We start from the raw sequence: 18,031 nt of genomic DNA, 5'->3' as shown, positions 1-18,031 counted from the left end.
ATTAAACACGATAATTGTCATTTTTGTCAAAAATTAAAGGATCGAACACCTTACTATGATTATAAAGCACCAGAACTAATGACTTCCGCTGACTCAACAAAATCTAACCGTTTTAATTGCTGGATTAGGTCATCAAGATCACATGTCATACTTGTTACATCTAGTGATAATGTAACATTGGCACGTCCCTGAATAGGGATTGTTTGATGAATCGTCAATACGTTACAATGTGTAATTGTCACAGTTTCTAGAAGCTTAGCAAGTGTTCCTTTTCTATCTTGAAGCTGTAAAAAGACTGTTAAAATGCGTTCCTGCACGATTGAATGAAAAGGAAAAACCGCATCACGATATTTGTAAAACGCACTTCGCGATAAATCCACCTGCTTTACCGCATCCCAAATGGAAGATACTGAACCACTTGATAATAAGTGTTTCGCCTCCAAAGTTTTTTGCATTGCATCCGTTAAAACATCCTCACGAACTAAATAATATCGCTGATTCGCAACATTCTTCATACGCTTCCCCCTAAAACTCATGTCTTAATCGACAAATTCAAATTCAAACTCTTGTAGGCGAACTGTATCGCCATCCTGTGCTCCACGTTCACGTAGAGCCTCGTCCACACCCATTGCACGCAATTGACGAGCAAAACGACGTATTCCATCTTCACGGCTAAAGTCCGTCATTTTAAATAAACGTTCAATGGCATAGCCACTAATAATAAATGTACCATCATCGTCACGAGTGATTTCAAAATCTTCACCTTTTGCCTCATGCTTGTACATAACCGTTGCGTCTGATTGTTCCTCTACTTCATCATACAGTGGGAATTCAGGCGTTACTTCTAATAGATCCGCAATAGCAAACAATAGCTCTTTTAATCCTTGACGAGAAACAGCAGAAATTGGGAAAATCTGAACGTCTTCCCCTACCTTTTGGCGGAATGCTGTTAAGTTTTCCTCTGCATCTGGCATATCCATTTTATTGGCTACAATAATTTGTGGACGCTCTGTTAACCGAAGATTATATTGTTTTAGTTCTTCATTGATTGTTAAATAATCCTCATATGGATCGCGACCTTCCATTCCTGACATATCAATCACATGGACAATAACGCGTGTACGTTCAATATGTCGTAAAAATTGGTGGCCTAATCCTACCCCTTCATGAGCTCCCTCAATTAGCCCTGGTAAATCTGCCATCGCAAAGCTTCGGTGATCATCTGTTTCAATCATGCCTAAGTTCGGTACAATTGTCGTGAAATGATACGCACCAATTTTTGGCTTAGCAGCAGAAACAACAGATAAAAGTGTTGATTTACCAACACTTGGGAAACCAACTAATCCTACATCTGCTAAAACTTTTAACTCTAATATAACATTTAATTCTTGTCCTGGCTCACCTTTTTCAGAAAGTTCTGGCGCTGGGTTGGCAGGTGTTGCAAAGCGAGAATTTCCACGTCCACCTCGCCCTGCTTTCGCAATAACGGCTCTTTGCCCATGCTCGACTAAGTCAGCAATAACAGCATTTGTTTCTTCATTCATAACCACTGTACCTGGTGGAACTTTAACAATTAAATCTTCCGCATTTTTACCGTGCATGCCTTTACTCATACCATGCTCGCCACGCGGTGCTTTAAAATGGCGTTTATAGCGGAAATCCATTAACGTACGTAAGCCTTCCTCTACTTCAAATACGACATTCCCGCCATGTCCACCATCTCCACCAGCTGGACCACCATTCGGTACATATTTTTCTCGGCGAAAGGCAACCATGCCATCTCCGCCGTCTCCACCTTTAACATAAATCTTTACGTGATCGACAAACATTTAGTTCACTCCCTATTTGCACTCAAGACATATTGCCAGCGTGTATTTGTCTGCTCAATTGTTTGAATGTCGAATTGTTTCAAACCTTTTTCGGTGAATGCATCAGCACTCCATAACCCATTTAGCGTGAATGTCACGGCAAATGTATGATCGTCAACACGTACATCAAGCGTTAGGATCTGCTCTGTAAATGGATCTAATGTATCATAAACATGCATAACTGTTTTGTTTAAGTAATCTACAACTTCCTGATCAATCTCATTGGTCACAGGCTTTTTTATCTCGCCGTTTATTTTCCAAGTGAAGGAAGGGAAACGCCATCCTGCTGTTTGAAGCCATTCAATTGTTTGTGGTAATTGTAGTCGATTGAGGATAGAAAACACTCTTAACTGTTCTGAAAAATGCTGAATAAGTTCCTTTGATTCATCAACTCTACCTAAATCTAAATTCATGCGAATCAATTGCAGTTGATTCACAAAATCATGATTTGCAAAACGTAATACTTCACTAATGGTTAGTGATTGATTGTTCATCCCATTCACTCCAATAAAGTTATCTTTACTAGTATAACAAGTTTTGCTGTATTTTTCCCTTAATTCTTTATTCAATTATCCCTGAGCATATTTGAATAAAGAATCAGTTTGCTTTGGACCAACAAGATGTTGATTAGTCCTTGCCTCAAGGCATGGCTACCATAGACAGAATTCCTTTATTTCGATGGTTTTAACTCTACTGAAATAAAATGAAAACCGTCATCACCTTGAGCTATTGATCCACGTTTAATTCTACAGTCGTCTGTTGAAAGAGGCTGAAATTTAGCCAAAAAAAGGACTGCAATAAATGCAGTCCTCCGCTTTATGATATCTTATAAAAGATTAAGCTTCTTGTGGTGCTGGGTATACAGATACTTGTTTGCGATCGCGACCTAAACGTTCGAATTTAACAACGCCGTCAACTTTAGCAAATAGTGTATCGTCACCACCACGACCTACGTTTGTACCTGGGTAAATTTTTGTACCGCGTTGACGGTAAAGAATTGAACCACCAGTTACGAATTGGCCATCAGCACGTTTAGCACCAAGTCGTTTAGACTCAGAGTCACGTCCGTTTTTAGTAGAACCTACCCCTTTTTTCGATGCAAAAAGTTGAAGGTCTAATGCTAATAATAATTTCATCGAGTTCCACCTCCTACTTGGTTGTAGTTGATTTGGATGTATTGTCCGTAATTCTGCACCATAGAATACACTTGGGCAGTCATTACTTGAACAATTAACTGTAGTTTTGCATCTACTTCAGGCTCTAAATCTGTTGGAAGATCCACCTTAAGATAGCCTCCACCTTCAGCAGCTTGTTCGACTTCTGGTTGAATTTGTAATAATGCATAAATAGCATTTACCGTACCAATGGCAATGGTAGATGCTCCTGCACATACTAAATCTTTCCCAGATTCATCGTACCCAGCATGTCCTGAAAATTCGAATGCTGACACATGTCTATTTTCATCATGATGAATCGTAACTTGTATCATTCGCTACACCTCACTATTAAGCGTTGATTGCTTCAACAACTAATTTTGTGTAAGGTTGACGGTGACCTTGTTTACGACGGTAGTTCTTTTTAGCTTTCAATTTGAAAACAACGATTTTTTTCGCACGGCCTTCTTTAACAACTTTCGCTGTTACAGTAGCACCATCTACGAATGGAGCACCAACTTTAACGTTTTCGCCACCTACGAATAAAACTTTATCAAAAGTTACAACCTCGTCAGCTTCTACGCCTAATTTTTCAACGTAGATTTCTTGACCAGCTTCTACTTTGATTTGTTTACCACCAGTTTCAATAATTGCGTACATTTTACTGCACCTCCTCTTAAACTCAGACTCGCCTGTTTTATAAAGGTGATCTTATAGTAAGATACTTATACCTTCCCAGAGCGGTTGTAGTAGCACGGGTGCTACAAACAATAACATTAAAATATTACCACACGGCTTTTTTTAAGTCAATCTATTCATAACATATTTTTCAAAAGCTATACGATATTTTCGGTAACGCCATTCTTTTAAAACTTGTAACCAAATGAATAAACAAATAATTGCTAAAAAAATAGATTGCGGTAGGAAATTTAAAGTTATCAGAAATAATGTAGTGGCCACTATGAAGGACAGCCAATAATACACTTCCACCACTTGAGCTTTTGGAAAATTTAAGAATAACCACGCTAACAATATCCTACCACCATCTAATGGTAGGATGGGGATCATATTCACTAATAATAGCACAAGTTGAACACTAATAAGCTTACCTGCAATTAGTTCAGGCATAAAAAAAGCGAGGCCAATCCCCAAGATAGTAGCGATTGGTCCTCCTAATGCAATCCATAGGAGTGACGATGCTTGCACAACCGCTGGATTTTCAAATTGTATTTCCCCCCCGTAAGGTGTAATAACACATGATTTCACTCTTACGCCGCACAGTAAAGCTACTAATAAATGACCTGCTTCATGCCACAATAGCGAGAAAAAAATAATAGCGTAATAAGCAAGTTGTCCACTAAAAATCATGACAAATACGAGAGGAATACAAAGAAGATGTAATTTAATCTTCATTAGTCTCCATCGTTTCCAACCATTGTACAATTTGCTCTAAATCGTAATGGCTATCTCCCTTTTCAATGGAAAGATAAAGTTGCCCAGCTTCTTTCATACCAATCAAATCATTTGCCTGTATAGATGTATACGGAAGCTGTGCTAAGCTATCTAGCATGCCATAAGAGACGGTTGTACCATCATCATAACTAATGGTCATAGTCTTACCAGTATATTTGGTATGACCTGTGAACACGACTAAACCATTCTGTCCGGCATAAACTGGTAAACCAACATCGTACTGCAATAAATATCCCTCTTTAAAAACCTGGGCATTAGCAAATGTTAAAAGATCTGCTTGCCCCACATCACTAGATACTGTAATGGTTTCATTTTCTTTGTCGAACCAACTTTGCCCTAGCTCACTTAAGTACGTTAAATCTGCCGAGGTTGTTACCATTTTTCGAATAGGAGTATCAACTACACCCTGATCTTCTAAACGAATTACAAGCATAGTTGCTGCCACAAGTAGTATCGTGATAAACCATTTCCATTTTTTAAACAAGCCCTCATCCTTTTTTCCACACTATATGTGATTGCATGTCCAAACATGCAAAAAACCTTCTCGCACAATTGCACGAAAAGGTTTTAATTTATCTTGAAAATAATGATTTAAGTTTTGAAAACATACCTCTTTGCTCATCTTGAATAGCCATTAATGGAACCGATTCGCCCAGAATACGACGTGCAATATTTCGATAGCCCAAAGATGCTTTATTAGCAGGGTCCATTACGATTGGTTCTCCTTTATTGGAAGATGAAATAACACCTTCACTATCAACAATAATTCCTAATAAATCGATAGACAAATGGGTTGTAATTTCATTAACATCCAAAGTGTCACCGCTCTTCATCATATGTTGTCGAATACGATTGATGATGAGCTTAGGAGCAGTTATGTCTTCCTGTTCTAATAAACCAATAATTCGATCTGCATCTCGAACAGCAGAAATTTCAGGTGTTGTGACAACAATCGCATGATCTGCACCTGCTACGGCATTTCTATAGCCTTGTTCAATACCTGCGGGACAATCTATTAATACATAATCATAGTCCCTTTTTAATTCCTCTACTAAGCTCTTCATTTGCTCAGGGGTAACAGCATTTTTATCTGTCGTTTGAGCAGCAGGTAATAAAAATAGTTTATCATCCACGCGCTTATCTTTAATCAATGCTTGATGTATTTTACAGCGCCCTTCTACTACATCTACTAGGTCATAAATAATACGATTTTCTAGGCCTAAAATAACATCTAAATTACGCAGGCCAATATCTGTATCAACTAAACATACTTTTTTACCTTGTAGAGCCAATGCAGTCCCAAGGTTAGCCGATGTCGTTGTTTTTCCGACACCACCTTTACCCGAAGTTATGACGATCGCTTCTCCCACACTAGCTTCCTCCCTTAGACACATTTAACAATGGTCGAATATTTTTTAAGGCGTGAATTTGATCGTACGTAATGCGTCCATCGTAACCAATAAATGCACAAGTCATTTCTGCTTGATTAATTTCTTTCACATGCTCATCTGACATTGCTTCCACTTGATCAGCAATCATAATATGCGTAGCTTCAAATTGAGAGGCAGCAATGATTGCTTCCTTATTGCCCTGTACACCAGCATGCACGATTCCTTTTAGTTTACCTAAGACATACACATTGCCACCAGCTTCAACCCGACCGTTTGGATTGACATTTCCTACAATGATAATGTCCCCAGACGAACGTAGAATCTGCCCTGATCTGACCACACCTAAATATGTATCTTGTTGACTTTCAATCATTTTCTGGTTGCTTTCATGGACAGTCAGTACTTCGCTTTGTACACTCGCTACAATGAGTTGCTCTGTTTCTTGCACAATATGGATAAGTTCATCGATCTGTTCATCAGTACAGTATCGATAGCCTAAGTATAATTGTACATCTACTTTACCATCGATACCGCCTTCTAACACTTTTTTCTTTAATTCTTCTACTAAATCGCTATAAGCACATTGGTCGTCAAGACGCAGTACAAATCCGTCCTTCGTTCCCTTCATATTAACTAATTGTTTTTTCATGAATGCCTCACCTCACGTTGTTCTTTGTTAAGAAACCTCACGTGCTCTCTGTAAGACACGCGCATTAATTAGATACTTGAAGGCCCAACCAAGAATCATTAAAAATAAAGCATTTGCAATGATTGTTGGCAGTAGTCGTGAACGTAAGAAATCTGCTAAAGGTATTGCTGTAAAATCGATCAAGAAGAAAAATTGATAGAGTATAAATTCTAAAATGGCTACTAACACAACTGAAATAGTTGTTGTTACGACTAAGTGCTGATGTATAACTTTCACGATAGACCCTGCTAAAAAACATATAAGTGGATATAGAACTGAATATAATCCAATAATATCAATGTAAAACACATCATACAAGACACCAAAAAAAAGTCCATACATTACCGCGCGTTGACGGCTGTAATAGATGGAGATAAAAATGAGATATAAGATTAAAAAACGCGGTACTAGAAAATACACTTCCCCCTTAATTTCAATTGGAGAAAGCATCGCAAACTCTGGTTCTAGCAAGAATAGTAAAACCGCCACAGAAGGAATGAGAAAACGAACCATCATTCCGCCTCCTCTTCATTCGTATCTTGCGGGTTTGTTAAATCTTCGTTCGTTGAGCTACCATCTGAACCATCAATAACTGTAGATGTACGCTTAGCAATAACAACATGCTCTAAAATCGAAAAATCAGCAGATGGTCTGACATACGCCATTTTTGTTAAGCCGTGATCATCTGTACTAACCTCTGTAATTTCTCCGATAGGGACACCTTTAGGGAAAATACCTCCGAGTCCTGAAGAAACTACCTGCTCGCCTTCTTTAACCTTAAAACTAGAATCGATTCGCTTCATAATGAGTTCATTACGTTCTTCATCAAAGCCCTCGATTAAACCGTATGCTTCTTTTTCACCTAACACCATTGCAGAAACACGATAGTTAGGATTATTTGTATTTAAAAGCTCTACCTCAGAAGTGAAAGGCGTCACTAGTGTAATTTTCCCAACTAGCCCCTTCGCCGTCATAACTGCCATGTTTTTTTGAACTCCATGAGAAGATCCTTTGTCTAAAATGATTTTCTCTTCCCATTGGTCAGGATTTCTAGCAATCACTGTTGCTTGAATAGGATTATACGCCTTTAAGCTCTCACTTTTATCCAAAAGCTCACGAAGCTTTTTATTCTCTGATTTTAAATCCGTAGCCTCAGCTTGTACAACTGCAAAATCTTCTAAGCGTGCTTTTAAACGTTTATTTTCTTCGTACGTGTTTAAGAGGGAGTCAATACTATTAAAAATACCATTAACATAATTCGCCGGCTTCGCAACAAGCGATTGTGCGACGCCGACAGTATCTTTAATAATTTGCTCTGGTAAAGTAGCATTCGTCCGATCACGTAATGAGAAGCTAATCAATGCCACAAGAAAAACCATGCCTACGAGCAGCAAAATTACTTTCTTATTGAAAAAAAAATGTGGCATTGCCTAAACCTCCTTACCCTTTAACCTGTTGTTGACGAATTAAGTCCATATGATCTAAAGCTTTACCCGTACCAATTGCTACACAGTCTAAAGGATCTTCTGCGATAAATACTGGCATATTTGTTTCTTTACTAATCACTTTATCTAAGTTTGTTAATAGTGCGCCACCGCCAGTTAATACGATACCGCGCTCCATCACGTCCGCAGATAATTCGGGAGGTGTCTGTTCTAATGTTTTTCGAACGCCATCAATAATTGATGCAACTGCTTCGCGTAATGACTCAGAAATTTCTTGTGAAGAGATTTCAATTGTTTTTGGTAAACCTGTTAGAAGGTCACGACCTCTAATTTCCATCTTCTCTTCTGGTCCTTCAGCTAATGCCGTACCAATTTCCATTTTTACCGCTTCTGCAGTACGTTCACCAATTGTTAAATTATACGTTTTACGGATATATGAAATGATAGATTGATCCATTGCGTCCCCACCAACACGTACGGACTCACTTGTTACAATACCGCCTAGTGAAATAACAGCTACTTCTGTTGTACCACCACCGATGTCAACTACCATTGACCCTGTTGGATCCCATACTGGTAAATTTGATCCGATTGCCGCTGCAAATGGCTCTTCGATTGTGAAAGCCTCTTTTGCGCCCGCTTGTCGAGCTGCATCAATAACCGCACGTTGTTCCACTGAAGTAATACCATAAGGCACACAAATCATAACATTTGGTTTTTTCCAATTGCCGCCAGAATTTTTAGAGGCTTCTCTTAAATAATACTGAATCATTGCTGTCGTAATATCGAAATCAGCGATAACGCCATCTTTCATTGGGCGAATTGCTACGATTGAGCCAGGTGTACGACCAATCATATTTTTAGCATCATTACCAACGGCAACGATATCTCCCGTTTTCGTATTTTTTGCTACTACTGAAGGTTCGCGTAAAACGATTCCCTTTCCTTTAATAAACACTAATGTATTCGCTGTGCCGAGGTCAATCCCGACATCTTTGCTTCCTAGTCCAAACAAATTGTGTACTCCCTTTCTATTTAAGCCATACTTTCATTGACATCCATTATCTTTGACAGTCATGTATAGGAATTTGAATTGTATAAAAATACAATTGACTCCTCCTCAAAACCCATAACACTCCGCCAAAGTTTTTATCTTCATCAGTTAGTGTTTCACACCTTGAAAAAACTACACACTTATTTAGCTCACCATCATTTTCGATGGGAGTCTTTCCTGAATCAAGATAAAATTCATACCCTTCATTATAACGGAAAAGCGCAAGAATTTGTAGTGTCACATACTTTATCTCGCAGAAAAGATACTATTTTAATTCCCTCTTAAACTAAAAATAGTACGTATAGATTAGCATATAATTTTTATTCTCATAAGACAATGTGTATCAAGCTACCAATTTTTGTGAAGATAATATCAGTTTCTAGAATACATTAACGATTTGAATCGAAAAAGGTTCGCCATTAAACCACAAAAAAATACAAAAATTTTAGGAAAATGCCTCTATTGTCATAGCGATAAGATATTCAAATTTGATTGTAAAGCTCTCCTAAGACATCTAATCAAACTAAAAAACTCTGCAAATTTCTTGCAGAGTTAAAAATACCCTTTTTCCTTCAAACTAATGAATTGGTGATCGCCGATAATTACATGATCAATTAATTCAATCCCCATAATATAACCAGCCTCTTCAATTCGCTTTGTGACCTCAATGTCCTCCTCACTTGGAGTTGGTACTCCACTAGGATGATTATGCGCACAAATAATTGAAGCAGCAGATCGCTTCACTGCTTCTCGAAAAATTTCCCGTGGGTGCACGATAGAGGCATTTAAGCTGCCAATGAAAATCGTTTGTCTGTGAATGATTTGGTTTTTGATATTTAAAAAAAGAACAACAAAATGTTCCTGATTAAGAGAAGTCATGTCAGGCATTAAATAAGCAGCCGCATCTTGTGGAGAACGAATTGTAAATTTTTCATCATTTTGTTTTTGAGCGAGTCGTCGACCAAGTTCAATGGCGGCTAATAATTGAATAGCCTTTACCTCACCAATTCCTTTAATAGCGACCATTTCCTCAATGGTAGCGTGTTTTAAATAATGGAGACGTTCGAAAACAGTTAATACTCTATTCGCGAGGACAAGAACGGATTCTTCTTTTGTGCCAGTCCTCAATAAAATAGCAATTAGCTCTTGATTGGATAGACTTTCTGCCCCTTGTCGCATTAGTCTTTCACGCGGGCGATCCTCCAAATGAACATCACGTAACATCAAAGTAGGTAAAGCTTTATCTAGCAAAAATGCTCACTCCTTCGCATATTGGACTATTTGTAGGTTGACCAATTGCGAAAACAACGCTGCAAGTGGTAAACCTACAACATTGTTATAATCTCCTTCAATTCGTTTCACTAAAAGTGTGCCTAACGTCTGAATACCATAGCCTCCTGCTTTATCGAAAGGATCTCCAGAATCGACATAGGCTTCAATCAATACCTTCGATAGAGGATGAAAAACAACTGTGGTTTCTTCCACAAAGAGGTTTTCCTTCCCATTAGGTTCAATAATAGCGACCGCTGTCATCACGACGTGTTTACGGTCTGATAAACGTAATAAATGAGCAATAGCTTCCTCACGAGATTTTGGTTTATGTAGCAGCTCATCATTGTCGACAACAATTGTATCAGCACCAATGATTGTTGCATTGGATACTTTTTTCGCTACATCTCGTGTTTTTAAGAGGGCTACTCCTTTTACATATTCCTGCATGGAACTTGCTTGTACACTTGTTTCTTCAACTTCACTTGTCATGACCTCAAACGGAAGTGCTAACATTTCTAACAATTCCTTTCTTCTTGGTGAAGCAGAGGCAAGTATAAGCTTGTGGTTTGTTTTTAACATGATCCGACCATCCTTCCTTATCCTTATGATACAGAAGAATGTTCGATTTGAAAATTTTCTAAAAATCAAGATAATAATGATTTACTATCTTTTACTTTTAAAATTTCACTTGGAGACAAGTATTTTTCGCCTGATAATGAGCAAAAACTTGCAAACGGATGACGCTGACATCGTTAGAAATAGTAGAGGCAGCCGCTCCAATTGATTGCCAATCCTCAGGTAAAGTTGAATCCTTCCCGTTTTCCTTAAAATTTAATTTTGTAGCTTTTTTGTCTGCTAATGCTGTTGGCAGTTCTACAAGAGTTGGCTCCTTACAGCTTTCACCACTAACACTAAATGCTTTTTTAAAGGTTGCGGGTTCCTGTAAAAATTTAAGCTGACTTTCTTCATTTACCATGCTTGTCCAAACATAAAACTTACCATCAACCTCAATAATGGCGCTCTCTTTTAATGCAGGATACTCAGCAACAAATGCACTTGCACTCTCATAGTTAGAATATACGCCTGCTTGACTAGCATAAAACATAGGTGCATTAGATGTACTGGTTGTCTCACCGGCAGTTGGAATGGTTTCTGATTGTGATTGATTAGTTGCCACATCACTACCCTTATTCTTTATCGGTAACTGGGTACTGGCTTGTAAAACACCTAAAAAAATGGCTACACCTAACAAACCCACAAATCCACCAATAATCATTGCCCGAAATATTTGTTTTTTCATCACATGACTTACAATTTTCATCCATCTATCACCTCATCCTTCCACCTATCCGTACACGTTTCAATAAAACGAGATTTCAATATATAAAAGTATATGTAGAATTAGTGGTGTAAATGCGAATTTAATGAGATTTGATTCATAACAAAAGCGACATACATTCATAAAAAAACTAGGACTTCCTATTAGGAGCCCTAGTCATTTCATACTTTTAAGCTATTTCGTACTGCCGTTAATAAATATAATGAGCCAGATACAACCGTTCTTCGCTTGCTGTCTGATTGTACCTGTAAAAATTGCACATAATCCACTAAGATATTTTTAGATGTTGCTTTGGAAAGACCCAGCAAATTTTGCGCAGCCATCGCTCTTGGATTATCAAAATCAACAAAATAAAATTCATCACTAACTTGCTCTAACAGTCGAAGAATTTGTTGAACATCTTTGTCTGCTAGTATGCCCACAACAAATGTGATTTGCTCTCCTGGAAACTCATTTTTTATCGTTTCTACTAATGTTTCAGCACTGGCTGGGTTATGCGCCCCATCGACAATAACAAATGGTATGATTTCTTCAAAACGGCCTAAAATAGCCGCTTTTTTCACAGCCTCTCGAACTGCTGTTTTTTTCACAGGCACATTAAAAAATGCTGCCACTTCAAGGAATGCTGAGATAGCAAGTGCCATATTATTGGCCTGATGAGGCCCTTTCATTGAACGTGTTAGATGGGAGAATTGGACATTTCGTCCGTCATTTAAATAACATTCTCCTTCAGTCGATGAGGATATTGAAAAATGTTGACCTATTTCATATACGTTGGCTTTTTTCTGAGCAGCCTCTGCATAAACAACACGCTTGGCATCTTCTGGCAAATTACCGATAATGACAGGGCGATTTTGTTTAATAATACCTGCTTTATGGCGCGCAATACTGTCAATTGTATTGCCCAAAAATTGGGTGTGCTCTAAAGCTATACTTGGGATAATGGAGACGATGGGTATGACCACATTCGTACTATCCAATAATCCCCCCATACCCGCTTCAATCAATGAAAGATCAACATCATTATTCACAAAATATAAAAATGCTGCCACAGTCAAAAGTTCAAAATCTGTTAGTTTCCCACTTAAACCGGCTGCATGCATTTGTCGAAAAACGGCATCCATATCAGCTTCGGTAATAGGTTGACCATCTATTTGAATTTGGTCGTGCACATCGACTATACAAGGTGACATAAATTTACCCACTCGTAATGTATGTTCTTTGGCGAGAGCCTCAAGAAAGGTTAATGTGGAGCCCTTCCCATTTGTGCCTGCCAAGTGTACAACATGTAAGGCTTGCTGAGGGTTTCCAACTAATAGCAAAGCCTCCTCCATCGCCACAAGACCAGGTTTTATGACATCATCACTGTGGACAGCCCACTTCTCTTTATAGTGATTGAATCCCGGTATCATCGTCCTTCCTCCTGTAGCCACTGGCGAACATTCGCTATGAAATATAAAGAACCGGTAATCACAACAACATCCTCTTCAGCTCTTTCACGTAGTACAGTTTGTACAGATTCCATCCAATCCTCATGGTACGATTTATTGGCATTCGTTGATAATATGGATAAATCTTTAGCAGGCATTGCATTGGGTAGGTTAATTTGTGTAAAAGTAATTGACGTTGCAACATCATCCATTAGTGCAATACTATTTGCGTGATCCTTATCTGCTAATGCTGCATACACAAAACGATAATGGCTTTTTGGAAATACATTTTTAAGTGTTTGGATAAGTGCAGCAGTCCCCTCTGAATTATGGGCACCATCTAAAACAATTTTTTGTGGCCATTGTTCGAAGCGACCAGCCCAATGTGCATATAGAAGTCCATGCCGAATGGATTGGTCTGACAGGGTAATGGCTCCCTCTTCCCGTAATGCGAGGATTGCTGTAATGGCAAGGCTTGCATTATTGATTTGATGGGGACCAGCCATTTTTAAAGCTATATCAGTCATTACAATATTACTCTTTTCATACGTGAATTGCTGAACGTCTGTACCTTGTAAAATATCTGAAACAGTAAAATCTTGTCCTAAAATGAAGCATTGAGCCTGTTGTGCATCTGCTGTTTGTTTTATAACAGCTAATGCTTCTTCATTGCTAACCCCTATAACAACCGGAACACCCTTTTTTATGATGCCAGCCTTTTCAGAGGCAACCTTGGCAAATGTATCACCTAAAAAGGCAGTATGCTCAAGTGAAATTGTCGTAATAATTGCTAGTAGTGGCGACACGACATTGGTTGCATCTAAACGCCCTCCAAGCCCCGTTTCAATAAGCGCTATATCAATTCCCTGATCGGCAAAAAATTGAAACATTACTAGTGTTACTACTTCAAAAAAGCTTGGAAAATCTCCATTATACTGTTCTTCTATAATCTTAGTTAGTTTATTGAAATAGTATAAAAATTGTTCATCAGTTATCGGCTCACCATTAATGGTCATCCTTTCATTAACTCGCTCTAAATGTGGGGAAGTAAATGCCCCTACTTGGTACCCAGCGTGTTGTAGCATTTCTCTAAGGGCATTCACTGTAGAACCCTTTCCATTCGAACCGGCCACATGAATCACGCGTAGTTTATTGTGAGGATTCTCTAAATGTGCTAGTACTTCTTTCATTAGTACAAGCGGTGCACGTTTATGGTCAACGGCTTTTAGGGTAAAAATAAATTCCGTACATTCGTTCATTGTGTTAAACAAAAGAAACACTCCCTCTTACTGCAATATCTCTATTTTAGTACAAGTAACATTTAATAACATAGATTAATGACAAAAAAATAGAAAAAACACACAGCTAGCTACTGCGTGTTTGATAAGTAATTCTGTTAATGTACTTGGTGAGTCCCTAGCAGAGCACCCATATTGTCCAAAATAATTCTTGCATCATTGTTTAATAAAGGTATAACATCAGGACGTTGTACTAATTCAAAAGAATTTTTTAATGTTCTTTTTAACATTGAAATATCAAAATTCGAGCAATACTCATTTATTCTATTGATGATTAACATATCTGCCCGTGATAGTTTTGTACACTCCTGTTGAGTTTGCCTATTTGCTAATACATGTTTAATAAGCACACGCGCACTGGTATTTAATAAACGATAATTTTTCGCTTCTGATAATTTTACTAGATTTGTTTCAATTAATACCCTTGCACTAACAAAATCTAAGTCATCACATGCTTTATTGACTTTCGTAATATAGGTTGTCATATTACCTGTCATTTTCACATCTCCATTCATACCTCAAACCCGCAAAAAAACGTTCAATTGCCATAGCTATTTCATTACAGATCATTTTTCTCGATTACACAACATCATATTAGGTTTTGTTTCCTACTACATTAATAAACATCCTAACCTATTAGACTAATTATTCTAAATAGTACTATATATTTTTACCCATTTCAACGCATAACTTTTGCTCCATATAAAAAAAGCAATGGATGACTTTATTGTCATCCATTGCTCAACTATTACATATTTTTTAGTTCTTCTAAACGTTTTAATACAACCGCGTGCTTACTTTCATAATCTGCTAATTTTTCACGTTCAACATTTACTAATGCCTCAGGTGCTTTCGATACGAACTTTTCATTTGATAGCTTACCTGTCACTAACTTTACTTCTTTCGCCCATTTCTCTAACTCTTTTTCAAGACGAGCGATTTCTTCCTCTAAATTAATTAGCCCAACAAGTGGTAGGAAAACTTGGGCACCTGTAATAACTGCTGTCATCGATTGACCTGGTGCCTCTAAACCTTCACCAATTGTTAACGTATCTGGATTACAGAATTTCTCTAAATAAGCTTTATTCGCTTCAAGTACTGCCACTGTTGCAGCATCTTTCGCAGAGATAAACAACGGCACTTTTTTGCTCATTGGCGTGTTTACTTCCGCACGAATATTACGAACTGAACGTATAATATCCATTAGGAGCTTCATATTATCTGATTCGTCAGCAAAATGAAGATCCGTGCGTACTGTTGGCCATGCAGCTACTGTAATTGATTCTCCATCATGTGGTAAGTGTTGCCAAATTTCTTCTGTAATGAATGGCATAAATGGATGTAATAGACGCATCGTTTGATCGAGTACGTACGCTAAAATAGAACGAGTTGTCTTTTTAGCAGCTTCATCCTCACCATAAAGTGGTAACTTCGCCATTTCAATATACCAAGAACAGAAATCATCCCAAATGAAATTGTAAAGCTCACGACCAACTTCACCAAACTCATAGCGCTCTGCCAGAGATGTTACACGTTCAATTGTTTCATTTAAGCGTGTTAAAATCCATTTGTCAGCAACTGATTTTTCACCTGTTAAATCAATTTCATCATATGTCATTCCATCCATATTCATAAGTGCAAAACGGGATGCATTCCAAATCTTATTCGAAAAATTCCATACAGCCTCTACTTTCTCAGTAGTATAGCGTAAGTCTTGACCAGGTGATGAACCTGTTGCTAAGAAGTAGCGTAATGAGTCTGCACCATACTGCTCAATAACATCCATTGGATCTACACCATTGCCAAGTGACTTACTCATTTTTCGCCCTTCACCATCACGTACTAATCCGTGAATTAATACATCCTTGAATGGGCGTTGTTCTGTAAATTCAAGACCTTGGAAAATCATTCGAGATACCCAGAAGAAAATAATATCATAGCCTGTTACGAGTGTATTTGTTGGGTAATAACGTTTATATTCTTCATTTGCCTCGTCTGGCCAGCCCATTGTAGAAAACGGCCATAGTGCTGAAGAGAACCATGTATCTAGTACATCTTCATCCTGTGTCCAATTTTCTGCATCAACCGGTGCTTCTTTTCCTACGTAAATTTCACCTGTTTCATTATGGTACCAAGCTGGGATTTGATGGCCCCACCATAATTGACGAGAAATACACCAATCACGAATATTTTCCATCCAGCGAGAATAAGTGTTTTCAAAACGAGCTGGAACAAAGTTTACTTTACCTTCTTGGTCTTTTTGAAGCTCTAATGAAGAGTCTGCAAGTGGTTGCATTTTAACGAACCATTGTGCTGAAAGATATGGCTCTACAACAGCACCAGAGCGTTCAGAATGCCCTACTGAATGCATATGTTCTTCGATGCGTATTAACACGCCTGCTTCTTGTAAATCAGCAACAATTTGTTTACGGCATTCAAAACGGTCCATACCGTTGTATTTGCCAGCAAGTTCGTTCATTGTGCCATCTTCATTCATCACAAGGATACGTTCAAGGTTGTGACGATTACCAACTTCAAAGTCATTTGGATCATGTGCAGGTGTCATTTTTACAACCCCTGTTCCAAATTCCATATCAACATAGTCATCAGCTACAATCGGAATTTCGCGACCTACAATCGGTAAGATAACTGTTTTACCAATTAAATGCTGATAACGTTCATCTTTCGGGTGAACAGCTACTCCAGAGTCGCCAAGCATTGTCTCAGGACGTGTTGTCGCAACCTCTACATATCCTGAGCCATCAGCCAAAGGATATTTCATATGATAGAAGGCACCCTGCACATCCTGGTAAATAACCTCAATATCAGACAATGCCGTTTTAGCAGCCGGATCCCAGTTAATAATGCGTTCACCACGATAGATTAAGCCTTTTTCATATAATTGAACAAATACTGTGTTAACTGCCTCTGAAAGACCTTTATCAAGTGTGAAACGCTCACGTGTGTAGTCTAATCCAAGGCCAAGCTTTGCCCATTGATCACGAATATGTCCAGCATATTCTTCTTTCCATTCCCATGTCTTCTCGAGGAATTTTTCACGTCCTAAATCATAACGTGTAATATTATCCTCACGTAGCTTTGCTTCTACTTTTGCCTGTGTAGCAATACCGGCATGGTCCATACCTGGTAACCAAAGTGCATCATATCCTTGCATACGCTTCATACGAATGAGGATGTCTTGTAAAGTCGTATCCCATGCATGACCAAGGTGTAATTTACCTGTTACGTTCGGTGGTGGAATAACAATTGAATAAGGTTTTTTCCCGCTTTCTGGCTGCGCCTCAAAAAATTTCCCTTGTAGCCACCATTCATAGCGACCGGCTTCAATGGACTGTGGGTCATATTTAGTTGGCATTGAAATGTTTTCTGTCATATTGACTCCTCCTAATGTTTGAAGACTATTGATAAAGCAATCACTTTACCAAATAAAAAAACTCCTCTCGTCTAAAAGGACGAAGGAGTTTTAGTTCGCGGTACCACCTTTAATTCCAGCAGCGGTTAAGAAAATGATCATCGAATACATTTCTCAGCCTTATCTACTGGCTCTTAATTCGGTAACGGTGTTTAACCGGCTTTAACTACTGTTAGTTCACTAAAG

The 18,031-nt window shown here is 38.3% G+C and carries 20 protein-coding genes and 2 other annotated features (1 of these 22 running past the window's edge); all 20 genes read right to left on the bottom strand.

Annotated features, from left to right (window positions below):
* Positions 1-59: 59 nt before the first annotated feature.
* Positions 60-515 (bottom strand): ACT domain-containing protein, encoded by a 456-nt coding sequence (locus tag ACP3VS_RS04935; RefSeq protein ID WP_004226679.1) that lies wholly within the window; start codon positions 513-515, stop codon positions 60-62.
* Between the two features lie 24 nt (positions 516-539).
* Positions 540-1,829 (bottom strand): GTPase ObgE, encoded by a 1,290-nt coding sequence (gene obgE / locus ACP3VS_RS04930; protein ID WP_036162247.1) that lies wholly within the window; start codon positions 1,827-1,829, stop codon positions 540-542.
* Positions 1,830-1,834: 5 nt separating this feature from the next.
* Positions 1,835-2,362, bottom strand: coding sequence for a Spo0B domain-containing protein (locus ACP3VS_RS04925; protein ID WP_031419294.1), 528 nt, complete (start codon positions 2,360-2,362; stop codon positions 1,835-1,837).
* Between the two features lie 342 nt (positions 2,363-2,704).
* The gene (rpmA, locus tag ACP3VS_RS04920; RefSeq protein ID WP_004226673.1) at positions 2,705-3,004 is read right to left on the bottom strand and encodes a 50S ribosomal protein L27; all 300 of its coding nucleotides are present in this window, start codon (positions 3,002-3,004) and stop codon (positions 2,705-2,707) included.
* Entirely contained in the window at positions 3,001-3,357 is a 357-nt protein-coding gene (locus ACP3VS_RS04915) for a ribosomal-processing cysteine protease Prp (RefSeq protein ID WP_031419295.1), read from the bottom strand. The genes rpmA and ACP3VS_RS04915 overlap by 4 nt, the downstream gene beginning before the upstream one ends.
* Before the next feature lie 16 nt (positions 3,358-3,373).
* Positions 3,374-3,682, bottom strand: coding sequence for a 50S ribosomal protein L21 (gene rplU / locus ACP3VS_RS04910; RefSeq protein ID WP_012295462.1), 309 nt, complete (start codon positions 3,680-3,682; stop codon positions 3,374-3,376).
* Between the two features lie 14 nt (positions 3,683-3,696).
* Positions 3,697-3,778: a sequence feature (ribosomal protein L21 leader region), on the bottom strand.
* 45 nt (positions 3,779-3,823) lie between these two features.
* Positions 3,824-4,435 carry a stage IV sporulation protein FB gene (locus ACP3VS_RS04905; RefSeq protein WP_031419296.1) on the bottom strand — a complete coding sequence of 204 codons (612 nt, stop codon included), beginning with the start codon at positions 4,433-4,435 and terminating at the stop codon, positions 3,824-3,826.
* Positions 4,425-4,979: a M23 family metallopeptidase gene (locus ACP3VS_RS04900; RefSeq protein ID WP_031419297.1), complete on the bottom strand. Its 555-nt coding sequence runs from the start codon at positions 4,977-4,979 to the stop codon at positions 4,425-4,427. Before ACP3VS_RS04900 ends, ACP3VS_RS04905 begins: the two co-directional genes overlap by 11 nt.
* 88 nt (positions 4,980-5,067) lie before the next feature.
* Positions 5,068-5,865: a septum site-determining protein MinD gene (minD, locus tag ACP3VS_RS04895; RefSeq protein ID WP_012295465.1), complete on the bottom strand. Its 798-nt coding sequence runs from the start codon at positions 5,863-5,865 to the stop codon at positions 5,068-5,070.
* Between the two features lies 1 nt (position 5,866).
* Positions 5,867-6,535 (bottom strand): septum site-determining protein MinC, encoded by a 669-nt coding sequence (minC, locus tag ACP3VS_RS04890; RefSeq protein WP_012295466.1) that lies wholly within the window; start codon positions 6,533-6,535, stop codon positions 5,867-5,869.
* Positions 6,536-6,562: 27 nt separating this feature from the next.
* Positions 6,563-7,087, bottom strand: a complete 525-nt coding sequence (gene mreD, locus ACP3VS_RS04885; RefSeq protein ID WP_004226656.1) for a rod shape-determining protein MreD — start codon at positions 7,085-7,087, stop codon at positions 6,563-6,565.
* Entirely contained in the window at positions 7,087-8,001 is a 915-nt protein-coding gene (gene mreC, locus ACP3VS_RS04880) for a rod shape-determining protein MreC (RefSeq protein ID WP_031419298.1), read from the bottom strand. The genes mreD and mreC overlap by 1 nt, the downstream gene beginning before the upstream one ends.
* 13 nt (positions 8,002-8,014) lie before the next feature.
* On the bottom strand, positions 8,015-9,034 hold the full coding sequence (locus ACP3VS_RS04875; protein WP_012295469.1) for a rod shape-determining protein: 1,020 nt from the start codon (positions 9,032-9,034) through the stop codon (positions 8,015-8,017).
* 591 nt (positions 9,035-9,625) lie between these two features.
* Entirely contained in the window at positions 9,626-10,297 is a 672-nt protein-coding gene (radC, locus tag ACP3VS_RS04870) for a RadC family protein (RefSeq protein WP_012295470.1), read from the bottom strand.
* A gap of 33 nt (positions 10,298-10,330) precedes the next feature.
* Positions 10,331-10,924 carry a Maf family protein gene (locus tag ACP3VS_RS04865; protein WP_012295471.1) on the bottom strand — a complete coding sequence of 198 codons (594 nt, stop codon included), beginning with the start codon at positions 10,922-10,924 and terminating at the stop codon, positions 10,331-10,333.
* Positions 10,925-11,021: 97 nt separating this feature from the next.
* On the bottom strand, positions 11,022-11,666 hold the full coding sequence (locus ACP3VS_RS04860) for a hypothetical protein (RefSeq protein ID WP_012295472.1): 645 nt from the start codon (positions 11,664-11,666) through the stop codon (positions 11,022-11,024).
* A gap of 179 nt (positions 11,667-11,845) precedes the next feature.
* Positions 11,846-13,096, bottom strand: a complete 1,251-nt coding sequence (locus ACP3VS_RS04855; protein WP_031419300.1) for a bifunctional folylpolyglutamate synthase/dihydrofolate synthase — start codon at positions 13,094-13,096, stop codon at positions 11,846-11,848.
* A complete protein-coding gene (locus ACP3VS_RS04850) occupies positions 13,093-14,373 on the bottom strand; it encodes a bifunctional folylpolyglutamate synthase/dihydrofolate synthase (protein ID WP_325881832.1) in 1,281 nt (426 codons plus the stop codon). The genes ACP3VS_RS04855 and ACP3VS_RS04850 overlap by 4 nt, the downstream gene beginning before the upstream one ends.
* 137 nt (positions 14,374-14,510) lie before the next feature.
* Complete coding sequence (locus ACP3VS_RS04845; protein ID WP_031419303.1) at positions 14,511-14,909, bottom strand: hypothetical protein; 399 nt, start codon at positions 14,907-14,909, stop codon at positions 14,511-14,513.
* 251 nt (positions 14,910-15,160) lie between these two features.
* Positions 15,161-17,806, bottom strand: a complete 2,646-nt coding sequence (locus ACP3VS_RS04840) for a valine--tRNA ligase (RefSeq protein ID WP_012295476.1) — start codon at positions 17,804-17,806, stop codon at positions 15,161-15,163.
* A 72-nt stretch (positions 17,807-17,878) separates the two neighbouring features.
* Positions 17,879-18,031 (bottom strand) — a binding site (T-box leader); it runs 105 nt beyond the window's last position.

It is taken from the genome of Lysinibacillus sp. VIII_CA, assembly GCF_049943995.1.
Classification (GTDB): domain Bacteria; phylum Bacillota; class Bacilli; order Bacillales_A; family Planococcaceae; genus Lysinibacillus; species Lysinibacillus pinottii.
Note: the sequence above shows the minus strand (reverse complement) of the source record. Positions and strands in the feature narration are given on the sequence as shown.